Genomic DNA, 12,565 nt, shown 5'->3' on the forward strand with positions numbered 1-12,565 from the left:
CGTGATTATGTTGAGGTTAAGCCGTAAACCGGTTTGTATCCGGCAGCACGACCGGAAAGATTGCGCCCCCGCCTGCCTGGCCGCCGTGGCCCGTTATTACGGTCTGAAAATGCCGCTATCCCTAATCCGCGAAGCTTGCGGCACGGATCATACGGGGACGAACGCCTACGGCATCGTGCAGGGGGCGGGAAAGCTCGGCTTCACCGCCGAAGCGGTAAAAGGCGATGCCCCGGCTCTGTTCGCCGGGTTCGAACTTCCGGCTATCGCGCATGTGATCGACAGGGAAGTTCAGCATTATATCGTGATCTACAAGATTACGCCCGATAAGGTCCTTGCAGCCGATCCCGCCGAAGGAATGCGGACTTACAAAACGGAAGAATTCCTCAACCTGTGGACCGGCGTGCTTATTCTGCTGACGCCCGGCGAAAGCTTCAAACCCGGCAGCCGGGTGACGGGCGCTGCGAAGCGTTTCTTCCCCCTGCTCCGCCGCAACCGGAAGCTTCTCCTGCCGATCCTTGCGGCCTCGCTACTCGTAACGGCGATCGGCATGGCCGGCGCTTTTTATTTTCAAATTCTGCTCGATACGATTATGGCCGAAAAGCTGCAAGGCACGCTCACGCTCGTTTCGGTCGGTATCATTGTCCTCTATGCGGTCCAGACTCTGCTCGACTTCGCGAGAAATCATCTGTTCCTGTATCTCGCCCAGCGGATCGACCGCAGTCTTGTGCTGGACTATTACAATCATGTCATTTCGCTTCCGATGAGCTTTTTCAGTTCGCGCAAAACGGGTGAAATCACCTCAAGGCTGACCGACGCCTCCAACGTCCGGGACGCGCTCTCCGAAGCCTCTCTTCATATCGCGGTCGATTCCCTGACGCTGCTGATAGCGGCTGCCGTCCTCTATAATCAAAACCCGCTCCTCTTCGGCCTTACGCTGCTGCTCGTCCCGGTGTATGTGCTGATTATGGCGGGCTTCCGCGGATTTTTCGACCGGTATAACCGGAAGATGATGAACGAAAATGCCGAGCTGACTTCCTATGTCATCGAATCCATTAAAGGAATCGAGACCGTCAAAGCCTCCACGGCACAAAGGGAAGTAAAAGAAACCGCAAGGGCGAAATACGAAGCTTTTCTGGCCACGGCGTTTAAGTACGGTCTAATGAACAACGTCCAGTCGGCGTTGAAAACGGCCCTCCAGCTTATCAGCGGAGTCGTCCTGCTATGGATAGGCGCCCGGCAGGTGCTGGCAGGGGAAATCACGGCCGGCCAGCTCATTACCTTTAACGTGCTCCTGGCCTATTTTCTAAGCCCGCTTCAGCGGCTGATCGACCTTCAGCCCGTGCTCCAGTCGGCCTATGTCGCCGCCTCCAGGCTGGGTGAATATATGGATCTGGCGCCGGAAAAAGAGCTTTCGCCGGATGAATCCCCCGTCTCCGGGAACGCCTTGGACCTGCGGGGAGATGTGCTGATCCGCAATCTCTCTTACCGCTACGGAAGCAGGCCCCTTACCTTAGACGATGTAAACCTCACGATACGCGAAGGTTCCTCGACGGCTCTGGTCGGACCGAGCGGCTCCGGCAAAACGAGCCTGCTGAAGCTGCTGATGAAATTTTTCGAAGCCGAGCAGGGAGGCATCGAGATCAACGGACACGATCTGCGCGATATCCCCGCCGGTATTCTTCGCAGCCGGATCGCGTATGTGCCGCAGGAAACGTTTTTCTACCACGGCACGGTTTACGACAACTTGTGTCTGGGACTCGATCCCAAGCCTTCCCTGGAAGAAGTCGCGGAAGTCTGCAAACAGGCGCAGATTCACGACTTCATCGCCTCGCTTCCCCAGCATTACGAGGCAGTGCTGGAAGAGAACGGCTCCAACCTGTCGGGAGGCCAGCGCCAGAGACTTTCGATAGCGAGGGCGCTCATGAAGAAGCCCCACCTGCTTCTGATGGACGAAGCGACCAGCAGCCTGGACGCCGTCACCGAGAAGGCCGTTTCCTCGCTGACGGCCGGCCTCGGCATCACGACAGTGATGATCTCTCACCGGCTGAGCGGAGTGCGGCACTGCGACAGGATCTGCGTCATGGACAGGGGCCGTATCGTCGAGACCGGCAGCCATGACGAGCTTATGCGGCGGGGCGGCGCTTACAGCGCTCTGTGGAACAGCCAGTTTGCGGAAGCGCAGGCCGCTTTGTAAAGAGAGGCGCGGGAGACCCGGTTTTGCTGCCGGGTCTTTTCGGCCTGCTCTTTCATGCGGCGGCCTCTTTCCGGTCAAACTAACCGGACGGCGGCTTGTTCCTCTCCACCCTCCGCAATCTCGCGACCCATACATCGGTTCCCGCAGAAGAGCTAAGGGGAAGCTCCTGGTCCGCTCCGGAATGGCCACAGTATGGCTCGGGGGACCGGAACAAGTCCCCGATTTTTCGGACTCGAGAGCCCCGAAACCAAAACTTCCGGACCCGGAAGCTCCGTCGTGCCGGGAATAAACCGGCTTATTTTCATGCGAATGCCGCAATTTTTCAGAAAAATAGTTTGAAAACGAAATCAAATACGTATATATTCTTACATAACGAAACTTTTGTAATCTTTAATCCTGCAATATGTTTAATAAAAGAAACAAAGGGAGACGATCCGAAAATGAACACACAAGATCCGCCGGAAACCAAATCCGCGGGAATCGACGAAACCGACCGCAAAATTATCCGGGCCTTGAACGCCAACGGCCGCATTTCCTATACCGACCTGGCCAAAGATATCGGGTTATCACGTGTTGCCGTCCAAGGACGGATACAAGCTCTGATGGAAACGGGAGTAATCGAAAGGTTTACCGCGGTCATCAACCCCGAAAAAATCGGGATCGGGGTCTCCGCTTTTTTTAACGTGGAGGTAGAGCCCAAGTTTCTGCACCAAGTGGCCGACGAGCTGGCGGAAGAGCCTTCGGTGACGAGTCTCTATCATATGACGGGTCCGAGCAAGCTGCATATGCACGGGCTTTTTAAGAACCATCATGAGATGGAGCTGTTCCTCAAAGAAAAGCTGTACCCGCTGCCGGGCATTACGAGCGTGGACTGCCAGGTGCTGATTACCCGGTTCAAAAGCCGCATGGGAATGAGGTTGTAAGATGGAACAAGCTTCCCGCGGGCGAAAGCCCTACTACGAACTGACCTCGGCCATGGTCAAAACCGGCATTCTCGGCTACGGCGGAGGGCCCTCCGTCATTCCGCTGATCCGTTATGAGGCCGTCAATCATTACGGCTGGATGGAGGACGAGGAGTTCGGCGAAATCCTGGCTCTCGCCAACGCCCTCCCGGGGCCGATCGCGACGAAGATCGCCGCCTACCTCGGCTACCGGCAGAAAGGCACTTCCGGCGCTATCGTCGCCGTCATCGCGCATATTCTGCCTTCGTCGCTGGCGATGATCGCGCTGCTTTCCGTGGTGGGCTACTTGAGCAGCTCCGCCGTCGTGCAGGGGATGATCGCCGCCGTCATCCCGGTCGTGGCCGTGATGATCGGCCTGATGGCCTACGAGTTCGCCGAACGGGCCGTCAAAGGGCTCGGTAAGCCGGCGGGCTTCGGATTTTTCGCGCTGTCGCTGCTGATGCTCGAAATCATTCAAATCCACGCGGCGATTGTGATCATCGTTTTCCTGGCCTACGGAGCGTTTCATTTCAAGGCCGTCCGCTGGCTGCGCGGCAGGCTGGGCAAACAAGGGGCACCGGATGACGGAAAAGAGGACGGTTCATGATAGAGGACTGGCTGAACCTGCTGATCGGTTTTTTCGTCTCCAACGTCCTCGGTTACGGGGGAGGACCCTCCTCCATTCCCCTTGTGTATCAGGAAGTTGTCACGCATTATCACTGGGCGGACGACCGCCAGTTCTCCAACATCCTGGCGCTGGGCAACACGCTGCCCGGGCCGATCGCGACGAAGATCGCCGCTTACGTGGGCTACGACGTCGCCGGCTGGTTCGGGCTGACCGTCGCCATAGCCGCGACGGTCGTTCCGTCGGCGATCGCCCTGATCGTGCTTCTGAAGCTGCTTCAGAAGCACCGGCAGTCCTCCGTCGTGAAAGGCATGACGCTGCTCGTCCAGCCCGTCATCGCCGTCATGATGGTCGTGCTGACCTGGCAGATGGCCGAGGGCTCCGTCCAATCCATCGGCATCTGGCAGTCGCTCGGCATTGCCGCCGTCGCCTATTGGGCCATGCAGAGGCGCAAAATCCATCCGGCGTTCGTGATCATTGCCGCGTTCATTTACGGCGGCGTGGCGATCGGATATTTTGGGATCTGAGGGAGCCGGGGGAGCCGGAAGACCGCCATCCCTCCGCCGCCATCGGCGACGGCACACTTCAAACCGCGCAACCCCCGGTATTCTCTATACCGGGGGTTGCGTTTATGCTTGCATGACTGGCGGGCCGAGAGCCGGGTCCGGCTGCGGATACGGCTAAAGTTACACGCAGCTTGTAATTTCCGCCCACTTCCTAGGAAGGCTTCTTATCGACGAAGCTTCCCCCCTGGAACGGGGTCTCGTCTTCCTTGATGGTCTCGCGCCGCTGCCGGGCTTCCTCCATCAGAACGGCGGAATCGTCCTGCGGAGCGTAGCCGATCAATTCTTTTAAATAACCGATGTCGTAATAATTGCCGGTATTCGCCGACGTTCCGTAGAGAACGAGGTACTTCATCGACGCATCCGCTTCTATACAGCGCTCGGCAAGCTGCACCATGTCCCGGGACGAGATCCAGATGTGAGCCGAACGCTCGGAATGAGGGCGGTCATCGCCGGGAAAATTGCCGATCCGCATATTGAAGGACGAAATGCCGTACTTATCCGCATATAAGCGTCCGAGCAGCTCGATATAACATTTGCTGAGTCCGTAAAAACTGTCCGGCCGGTAAGGGTCCGTAACCTCCACATCCTCCCCGACCTTGTAAAACCCCGTCGCATGATTGGAGCTGGCGAAAATGACCCGCTTCACTCCGTTCTTGCGTGCGGCTTCATAGAGCCGGTAAGCGCCCGTCACGTTGACCGGCAGCACTTTCCCCAGGAAATCCTCGTCGTCCTCGGCCCAGGCGATGTGCAGAATCGTATCCGCGCCTTTCGTCAGTTCCTCCAGACGGTCCGCATCCGTCACATCCAACCGTACGATCCCGGCCTCTTCATCGGCTTCCAGATCGGCCCCCGTGATGTCGTAACGGTCCAGGTTTCCCAGCCCGGCCAGCAGCGTGCTGCCGATTCTTCCCGTCGCTCCCGTGATGAGAATTTTTCTTTTCACTGCCCTCTCCCCTTCCCAAAAAAAAGTTTACGGGGCGGCTCCCCCCGGCAGAAAGCGCCATTCACGGAAATTTTCCCGCCCGTTATGTGTACAACTTACCCCCGCTGCCCGCACGGTAATCCCCTTAAGGCCGTTCACTATTAACGGCGCAACAGATTTCTGTTGAACAGGAAACTGTATTGCGGATAAGTTTCGCATATAATAAATGGGATCAATTATAAACCCCAAGAACGGATATATGGTTTGGCACTATTGAACCAACTGAGAGGAAGCAGGTGTGACGCAATGATAGACTTGGATAAATTAGCCGGGATATTCGCTGGCTGTTCCTATGATATAGAAGGCACCTACCGTTTAGTCATCCAGCCGCAAAGCGTATTGAGTGATTTTAGGACCGTAAGGCACGGATTTCTTTTTATCATTCGCGGAGAGGCTAAAATGTGCGTGAACGGAACGGCTTACCGATTACTTCCGGGATCGGTATTCCATGCGGCTCCGGGCATGCGGCTGGATTCCCGGGTTATAGGACAATCAGAGCTCGAGTACTATTTACTCTTTTATCGATTGGACAAGCTAGGTAATGAAAATAGAGATCATGAATGCGACTCTCACTTCAAGCTAGAACCTGGCGCAAATCCGAGAGTGACGGAATTACTGATCCTGCTCCAACAGAATGTCCATACACCAGGAGGGATAGGAAAACTTCGTGTGAAGGAATTATTCTTAAGCATCGTGCATCAAGTTCTGGCGGGCTGCAGGTATCGGGAGAACAGCCATTTTCCAAGCAAAAGAGTGATAGAGGAGGCCGTTGCCTACATTAATGGGCATTATATGAATCCGTTGACACTCGACGGGTTAGCCGAGCTGCATGCAATGAGTTCCAAACGTTTCTCCTACTTCTTTCACAAATATACGGGGTTCCGTCCCATCGATTATGTCATTCGCTATCGGATGGAAAGAGCGAGTGAATTGCTTAAAACAGGCCATTTTCCCATCCGCGATATTGCTGTCAGTGTCGGTTATGCCAATCAGCTTTATTTCAGCAGAATATTTAAAAAGAAATTCGGTGTGTCTCCCTCCGCATACATACATAAAATGGAGAATTATAAATAATCACACGGCAAGTCCGGATTAGATAATCCTGCATATCGAATCCGCGATTTGTGTATTTGCATTTTCTTTTGTCCTTGCTACACTTGACATTGATAATGAGAATCATTATTAATTTTGCGAAACTACTTTTAGGACATAGAGAGGTTGGTAGAATTGATTACACATAGACCATTGTGTATCGGATTGTCCTTATCTGCAACTTGGATGAAAGGAGACGGCTGGAGGCGTCCGGGCAGCGGTGTGGAAAAAATGGATTCCATTGACTACTACATCGAATTGGCAAAAACGGCGGAGAAGGCAAAACTCGATTTTCTTTTCAAAGCGGATTATCTTTATGTCAGCCCGCAGATGCTGGGCGATTCCGCTAATTTCGGAAGCCCTGATCCTACCATGATTTTTGCGGCGATTGCTCGTGAAACCGAGCGGATCGGACTGGTTACAACGGTTTCCACCACTTTCAACCCGCCTTATGTTGTCGCAAGGCAGCTTCAGTCGCTGCACTGGCTTAGCAACGGGCGCGCCGGCTGGAATATCGTAACTTCGATTGAAGGCGCAGAAAATTTCAGCGACTCTCCTATGCCTTCACCGCAAGAAAGATATGCGAAAGCCATGGAATTTACGGATGTCGTACGCAAGCTCTGGGAAAGTTTTCCGCAAGAAGCAATTGTGATGGACCGTGAGTCAGGCATATTTTCGGATAAGGACAAAATCTCCCCCATTCATCATTCGGGTGAATTTTTCAGTGTTCAGGGACCGCTTACTTTGCCTGCCCATAAGTCGGGCTCCATTCCCCTATTTCAAGCAGGCGCGTCAGATACGGGAAGAAACTTCGCCTCTTCCGTAGCGGATGCTATTTTTGCGGCGATGCCGGACCTGGAGTCCGGAGTGGAATTACGCAATGATTTGAGAAGAAGGGCCCGGGAACACGGGCGCAATCCGAACGCCATCAGAGTTTTGCCCGGCTTATATTTCTTCTTGGGTGAAACTCGCGAGGAAGCGGGGGAATTACATAAGGCTGCCCACGCAAATCTGAGCATGGAGCGCAGACTCGCATCGCTCAAATCAGTGCTGGGCCTCGATTTAAGCGGCTTCACCTCGGAACATCGTGTAACTGCCGAGATGCTTCCCGATCCCGATCAACCAGTCCGCAGCCGAACACATGCCGAGCTGCTGCGCCGGTATATTACAAACCGCCAGCCTACGGTGGAAGAGGTGCTGGCGAGGCCGGAGGTCGTCGGATCCGCTCACTGGGTTTCCGTTGGGACGGTTGAGGACGTGTTGAACGATATTATTGAGCGGTTTGAGGCCGGTGCTATTGACGGATTTATAGCTCTTCCGGGCGGTTCAGAAAAATCTATGGAACTATTTTTTGAAAAACTTATGCCTCAGTTGGTCGAAAAAGGCCTGTTCAGAAGCGAGTATGCAGGCTCGACTTTGAGGGCGCATTTGGGCATATAGCATCCGATACTCGTTAAAACATAGGGCAGCCCTTCTAAGCTGGAAGCTTGGAGGTGCTGCCCGGTTTGTTTAATTAGGAAGCCGAAGTTATCCCGTAAAATTGACAAAGTGCATACCCGCAGGGACATGCACTTTGTCGCCTTCCGCTGCCTTTGCAGTCTTCAGCAGCCTTTCGCGGCCTTCCGCCCTGCCGCAGGGCTCACGTTTCTTTTCTGAAATGCTTCATCAGAAATTTCACGAACGCGTCATCGCGAACCAGCCACGCGGCATAGTGCCGTTTAATAAAACGCTCGGCTTCCTCGTACGTTTCGTACGAAGCGTCGACTTCTTCGCCGTTAATCTCCATCTTCCACTTTCCGTCAAAGGGATAAAGGAAAAACCGCGTGTCGCTGCGGCCTTCATACAGCGTTCCGAAGCTGCTGTTTTTCACGTTGTAGTAGTTGCGAAAAGCATCCGTGCGGATCGGCTCGACGGAGAACGGCTCGGCCACATAGGCCGGATAAACCTCGTCGGTCAGCGAGCAGCCCGAAGCCTTCGCGTGACCGCCGCCGCCGTAGCGTCCGGCCACCTGGGAAACATCCACGTGATCGTGGATGGTCCGGAAGCTGACGCGCTTGCCGCCCATATTCAGAATCGCGATGTAGTCCAGATGCGGGTACTCCTTGCCCAGCTCGTTGCCCAGCTCGGAATGATACGATTCCGCGTGGACAATGCCTACGCAGTAATCGTGAATGAAGGTCTGGACGATTTCCCGGCGTTTTCTCCGGATGTAGCGCTCGATTTTACTCTCTTCCATATCCAGAATTTTTTCTTCGAAATCATCGAAAGCGAACGGTTCGCTTCCCAGGAGGCGGGGCACCATTTTCTCCTCGAATTCGTCAATGGACACGAGGTAGAACAAATCGTTCAGCCGTTTGGCCTGCGCGTTGCCGTTCGCCTCCCATTCCCACGTGTCGTACTGGCGGACCAGCTCGACGAATTCATCCAGCGCCGGAGTCGCTTTCAAAAACCCGTTCCGGAGCAGATGCTCGTAGAACAGGGACGTCGCGGAAGCGAGCCTGCCGTCGGGATATGCCACGGTAACCGCCGCCCACGGATACGCATTGAAGTGCAGCGCCGTCTTATGGTGGTCGATCATGCTGATTTTGCCGCCGGATTGCGCGTATTCGTTCAGCTCTTGCTCGTTTTGCTCGTTAACTGACAAATCTGTAATGTAGAGGTACTCGTGCTTGGCCTTTCCCTGCCGGACAAGTTCCAGAAACTTCTGGACCTGGACGTTCAGTCCTTCCACGGAGTTGTACCGGACCTCCGCTTCTTCCCCGAACGCGCATTTGGCGAGAATGCCACAGCCCACTCCGTCCAGATCGTTATGTGTATACAAATGAATCATCGGACTCCGCCTCCTTGCCGTTAATTTCCCGTCCTTCGCCGGTCGGGCTTTAATCCCTGCTAATTTTTCCACAGAACGGCCGGACTATGCAACCCTCTTTCTCTCGCTTCAACAAAAAAAGGCATTTCCGCCGGGAGATACCGCGCCTCGCGCGAGTACCTGGACCGGGAAAATGCCCTGCCGGAACGGCTCTATCCGTTCAGATGTTATTCGTTCGGTTGACCGGCTCTTTGCCGGATAAATCCCGCCATTTTACGACGAACTCGCTGTGAAACGCTTCGCCCTCATATTCGCTGTGCTCCTCCAGAGCGTTCCCGCATTCGCAGGAAATCTGATCGGCGCCGTAATTGTCCGTGCCGAACACGATGCGCTCATCCCGGTAAGCACGCTGGCCGGGCACCACTTTATGTTCTTCTCCGCAGTTCAGACAGCGGATGACAAATCCTGCAGTCATGCTTTTCATCCCCCTGCTCTTATGATTCGTCCAGAAAATCCTTCAACCGTTTGCTGCGACTCGGATGTCTAAGCTTGCGCAGAGCTTTCGCCTCGATCTGGCGGATTCTTTCGCGGGTAACGCCGAATACCTGACCGACCTCTTCCAGCGTGCGGGTACGCCCGTCGTCGAGCCCGAAGCGCAAGCGCAGCACGTTCTCCTCCCGCTCGCTCAGCGTGTCGAGCACGTCCTCCAGCTGCACCTTCAGCAGCTCGAACGCGGCGGCGTCGGCCGGAGCCATCGCGTCCTGGTCCTCGATGAAATCTCCCAGGTTCGTGTCGCTTTCTTCGCCGACAGGGGTTTCAAGCGACACCGGCTCCTGGGCGATCTTCATAATCTCGCGGACTTTCTCTACGCTGAGCTCCATCTCTTTGGCGATTTCCTCGGGAGCGGGCTCCCGCCCGAGATCCTGAAGAAGCTCGCGCGATACGCGGCTCAGCTTATTGATCGTCTCCACCATATGAACGGGAATACGGATCGTGCGCGCCTGGTCGGCGATGGAGCGGGTGATGGCCTGACGGATCCACCAGGTCGCATAGGTGCTGAATTTATATCCTTTGGTATAGTCGAACTTCTCGACGGCCTTCATCAGTCCCATATTGCCTTCCTGGATCAGATCAAGGAAAAGCATGCCTCGGCCCGCGTATCTTCTGGCGATGCTGACGACCAGACGCAGATTCGCTTCCGCCAGAATACGCTTCGCTTCCTCGTCACCCTGCTCGATCCGTTTGGCGATATTGACTTCCTCTTCAGCCGAAAGAAGCCCTACACGTCCGATTTCTTTCAGGTACATACGTACGGGATCATCCATACGGATGCCATGCGGCAAAGACAGGTCATCCTGCTGCCCGCCCTGTTCCGCCTCCCGGGAGTCGTCTTTCCCCGGTTTCATAAACGGATCTAGTACCGGTTGGAATTGTCCTGCTTCTGTTCCTGTGTGTTGATCTTTTGTCATATGCTCAGCCCCCTGCTTCCCGAAACCGGAATCACGTCCAGTGCATTGTCGTTCTCTTCGTCTGCACCCGCCAAAGCTCCGGGTAATGATCGCAATTGCAACTGCTATAATTATGAGTATTGACACCAAGATGAAATTATGATATATTCTAAATATCTAACTAAAAATAAGTACTTGTGATTTTATCACAGCTTCTCTTCAAATTCAAGCCCTTTTTCACTTTTCGTGGAAAAGGGTTTTTCTATTTTTTTCTTCTCGTAAATCCGCCGAAAAAAGAATCGGCCTTTCCGCTTTTTGTGATAAAATGATTCATATTGTATAGCAGATAAAGAAGGATGAGTACTTTGCGAGAATTGATCTTTCCCTCCAAACAGACCGGTGATTCGCTGTTGTTCGCCCAGTCCCATCACGGACACTTGTTTCACCGGATCAAACTGGTTTCCATACTGCTGATTGCCGTCTATCCTTATTACTTCTACGCGGATTTTTTCCTTTACCTGGACGTTCCCGTCGAGGCTTACAGATACGGCTCCATCGGCATACATTTGCTGAGTACGCTGCTATCGGTTCTGTTCCTCATCCTGTACCGTCTGCTCCGGAATCAGACAGCTGCTTCACGGACAGTCTGGCCACGCCTCCTTGTAACTATCTACACGGCCCTCTATCTATTTATCGGCATGCTGTCTTCGATCAACAGTCAAAGCCTGACCGGAAACGTAGACGCCTATATCATCATTCTGCTGAGTGCCGCCATAATCCTTCCCATACACCCTAAGAATTTTTTGGTTATTCTATTAATTAACCATCCGGTGTTCCTAGTCCTTCTTTCTATGGCAAACAAAGACAAATTTGATCTGCTGACCAAGCAAATCAACACGACGGGGACGGCGATCATCGCGTGCTTTATCGTCCTTACCTTGTATAACTTGAGAAAAAAAGATTTTATCAACACCCGGAAGCTTCAGGAGAACGAGATTCATTTCCGGAAGCTGTTCTCCGTCAACCCTTATCCGCTCGTGCTGTCCCGGATACGGGACAATACCGTCGTACAGTTGAATGCGGAAGCCGCGCATTTTTTTCAAATTCCGCTGGACAGCGGCACGCCTGCCGACGCCTCCTTTACTTATCCGAGCAGCGCGGAGAAGGAAGAGATTATCCATGAGCTGCTGCAAAAAGACAGCATCAAGAACCGTATCTGCCAGTTGTCCGTATCGCCTCATTCCCAGAAATGGGTCATGATCAACTATGAGCTCATTATATACGACAACGAAACGTGCGTACTCGCGGGGATTACGGATATTACGGAGTTAAAAAAAGCCGAGGCCGAGCTCGCGCGCTACGCATCCCTCGACGCTCTGACCGGTGCGCTGAACCGGGGGCACGGGATGGCACTTCTCCAGCAGGAACTTGACCAGTGCAGAGAGCAGAGCGGCGAGCTGGTCGTCTGCTTCGTCGACATCAACAATTTGAAGGAAGTCAACGACCGTTACGGTCACGCCGAAGGAGACTCGCTCATTAACAAGGCGTGCGAAGTGCTGCAGAGAAATCTGGAGCCGGAAGATTATCTGTTCCGCTACGGAGGAGATGAATTCGTCCTCGTGCTCCATACCCCGCCGGACGCCGCCGAACTCATCTGGACCCGCATCCGCGAAGATCTGCTCGCTCTTAGCCGGGAGCCGGACATTCCTTTTCCCGTTTCGGTCAGCCACGGTTTCTTCGCTGTCGGACCCGGCACGGACATGTCCGCCGCCGAAATTATCGAAGCCGCGGATAAAGAAATGTATATCGAGAAGCACTCATACAAGAATAATACGCATTCCCCTTCGAATACGATGTAACCGTTTCATATCACCGTCCGCCCGGTCCGGTGCTTTCCCCGCCGGCCGA

11 protein-coding genes are annotated in these 12,565 nt (G+C 54.0%); 7 read left to right on the forward strand and 4 right to left on the reverse strand.

Annotated elements, in window-relative coordinates; all coding sequences use genetic code 11:
* Window positions 1–7 precede the first annotated feature (7 nt).
* The 4 genes from PCH01S_RS12545 (at window position 8) to PCH01S_RS12560 (ending at window position 4,287) form a co-directional block, all read left to right on the forward strand.
* A complete protein-coding gene (locus tag PCH01S_RS12545) occupies window positions 8–2,194 on the forward strand; it encodes a peptidase domain-containing ABC transporter (protein ID WP_042229740.1) in 2,187 nt (728 codons plus the stop codon).
* A gap of 440 nt (window positions 2,195–2,634) precedes the next feature.
* Entirely contained in the window at window positions 2,635–3,117 is a 483-nt protein-coding gene (locus PCH01S_RS12550; protein WP_042229741.1) for an Lrp/AsnC family transcriptional regulator, read from the forward strand.
* A 1-nt stretch (window position 3,118) separates the two neighbouring features.
* Window positions 3,119–3,742, forward strand: a complete 624-nt coding sequence (locus tag PCH01S_RS12555; protein ID WP_042229742.1) for a chromate transporter — start codon at window positions 3,119–3,121, stop codon at window positions 3,740–3,742.
* On the forward strand, window positions 3,739–4,287 hold the full coding sequence (locus PCH01S_RS12560; protein WP_042229743.1) for a chromate transporter: 549 nt from the start codon (window positions 3,739–3,741) through the stop codon (window positions 4,285–4,287). The genes PCH01S_RS12555 and PCH01S_RS12560 overlap by 4 nt, the downstream gene beginning before the upstream one ends.
* Window positions 4,288–4,477: 190 nt before the next feature.
* Here PCH01S_RS12560 and PCH01S_RS12565 read toward each other — a convergent pair whose 3' ends face one another.
* On the reverse strand, window positions 4,478–5,269 hold the full coding sequence (locus PCH01S_RS12565) for an NAD-dependent epimerase/dehydratase family protein (protein ID WP_042229745.1): 792 nt from the start codon (window positions 5,267–5,269) through the stop codon (window positions 4,478–4,480).
* A 285-nt stretch (window positions 5,270–5,554) separates the two neighbouring features.
* Here PCH01S_RS12565 and PCH01S_RS12570 point away from each other — a divergent pair, with 285 nt between their 5' ends.
* Together PCH01S_RS12570 and PCH01S_RS12575 are read left to right on the forward strand one after the other, a co-directional pair.
* On the forward strand, window positions 5,555–6,382 hold the full coding sequence (locus tag PCH01S_RS12570) for an AraC family transcriptional regulator (RefSeq protein WP_042229746.1): 828 nt from the start codon (window positions 5,555–5,557) through the stop codon (window positions 6,380–6,382).
* Between the two features lie 153 nt (window positions 6,383–6,535).
* Window positions 6,536–7,840 (forward strand): NtaA/DmoA family FMN-dependent monooxygenase, encoded by a 1,305-nt coding sequence (locus tag PCH01S_RS12575; RefSeq protein WP_042229747.1) that lies wholly within the window; start codon window positions 6,536–6,538, stop codon window positions 7,838–7,840.
* A 199-nt stretch (window positions 7,841–8,039) separates the two neighbouring features.
* Here the strand turns inward: PCH01S_RS12575 and PCH01S_RS12580 are convergent, their stop codons facing one another.
* The 3 genes from PCH01S_RS12580 to rpoD form a co-directional block, all read right to left on the reverse strand.
* Window positions 8,040–9,230, reverse strand: coding sequence for a DHH family phosphoesterase (locus tag PCH01S_RS12580; RefSeq protein WP_042229749.1), 1,191 nt, complete (start codon window positions 9,228–9,230; stop codon window positions 8,040–8,042).
* 199 nt (window positions 9,231–9,429) lie between these two features.
* Window positions 9,430–9,684 (reverse strand): hypothetical protein, encoded by a 255-nt coding sequence (locus PCH01S_RS12585; protein WP_241688797.1) that lies wholly within the window; start codon window positions 9,682–9,684, stop codon window positions 9,430–9,432.
* Window positions 9,685–9,703: 19 nt separating this feature from the next.
* Window positions 9,704–10,615 carry an RNA polymerase sigma factor RpoD gene (gene rpoD, locus PCH01S_RS12590; protein ID WP_196809670.1) on the reverse strand — a complete coding sequence of 304 codons (912 nt, stop codon included), beginning with the start codon at window positions 10,613–10,615 and terminating at the stop codon, window positions 9,704–9,706.
* Between the two features lie 398 nt (window positions 10,616–11,013).
* Here rpoD and PCH01S_RS12595 point away from each other — a divergent pair, with 398 nt between their 5' ends.
* Window positions 11,014–12,516 (forward strand): sensor domain-containing diguanylate cyclase, encoded by a 1,503-nt coding sequence (locus PCH01S_RS12595; protein WP_241688796.1) that lies wholly within the window; start codon window positions 11,014–11,016, stop codon window positions 12,514–12,516.
* Window positions 12,517–12,565 lie beyond the last annotated feature (49 nt).

Origin of the sequence: Paenibacillus chitinolyticus NBRC 15660 (genome assembly GCF_000739915.1) — a bacterium.
GTDB classification, from domain to species: Bacteria; Bacillota; Bacilli; order Paenibacillales; family NBRC-103111; genus Paenibacillus_F; species Paenibacillus_F chitinolyticus.

Excerpts from the sequence above, each read along its gene's own strand:
- PCH01S_RS12545 (WP_042229740.1), top strand. The coding sequence starts at position 8 with ATGTTGAGGTTAAGCCGTAAACCGGTTTGTATCCGGCAGCACGACCGG.
- PCH01S_RS12580 (WP_042229749.1), bottom strand. The coding sequence starts at position 9,230 with ATGATTCATTTGTATACACATAACGATCTGGACGGAGTGGGCTGTGGC.
- PCH01S_RS12555 (WP_042229742.1), top strand. The coding sequence starts at position 3,119 with ATGGAACAAGCTTCCCGCGGGCGAAAGCCCTACTACGAACTGACCTCG.
- PCH01S_RS12570 (WP_042229746.1), top strand. The coding sequence starts at position 5,555 with ATGATAGACTTGGATAAATTAGCCGGGATATTCGCTGGCTGTTCCTAT.
- PCH01S_RS12560 (WP_042229743.1), top strand. The coding sequence starts at position 3,739 with ATGATAGAGGACTGGCTGAACCTGCTGATCGGTTTTTTCGTCTCCAAC.
- rpoD (WP_196809670.1), bottom strand. The coding sequence starts at position 10,615 with ATGAAACCGGGGAAAGACGACTCCCGGGAGGCGGAACAGGGCGGGCAG.
- PCH01S_RS12550 (WP_042229741.1), top strand. The coding sequence starts at position 2,635 with ATGAACACACAAGATCCGCCGGAAACCAAATCCGCGGGAATCGACGAA.
- PCH01S_RS12595 (WP_241688796.1), top strand. The coding sequence starts at position 11,014 with ATGAGTACTTTGCGAGAATTGATCTTTCCCTCCAAACAGACCGGTGAT.
- PCH01S_RS12585 (WP_241688797.1), bottom strand. The coding sequence starts at position 9,684 with ATGACTGCAGGATTTGTCATCCGCTGTCTGAACTGCGGAGAAGAACAT.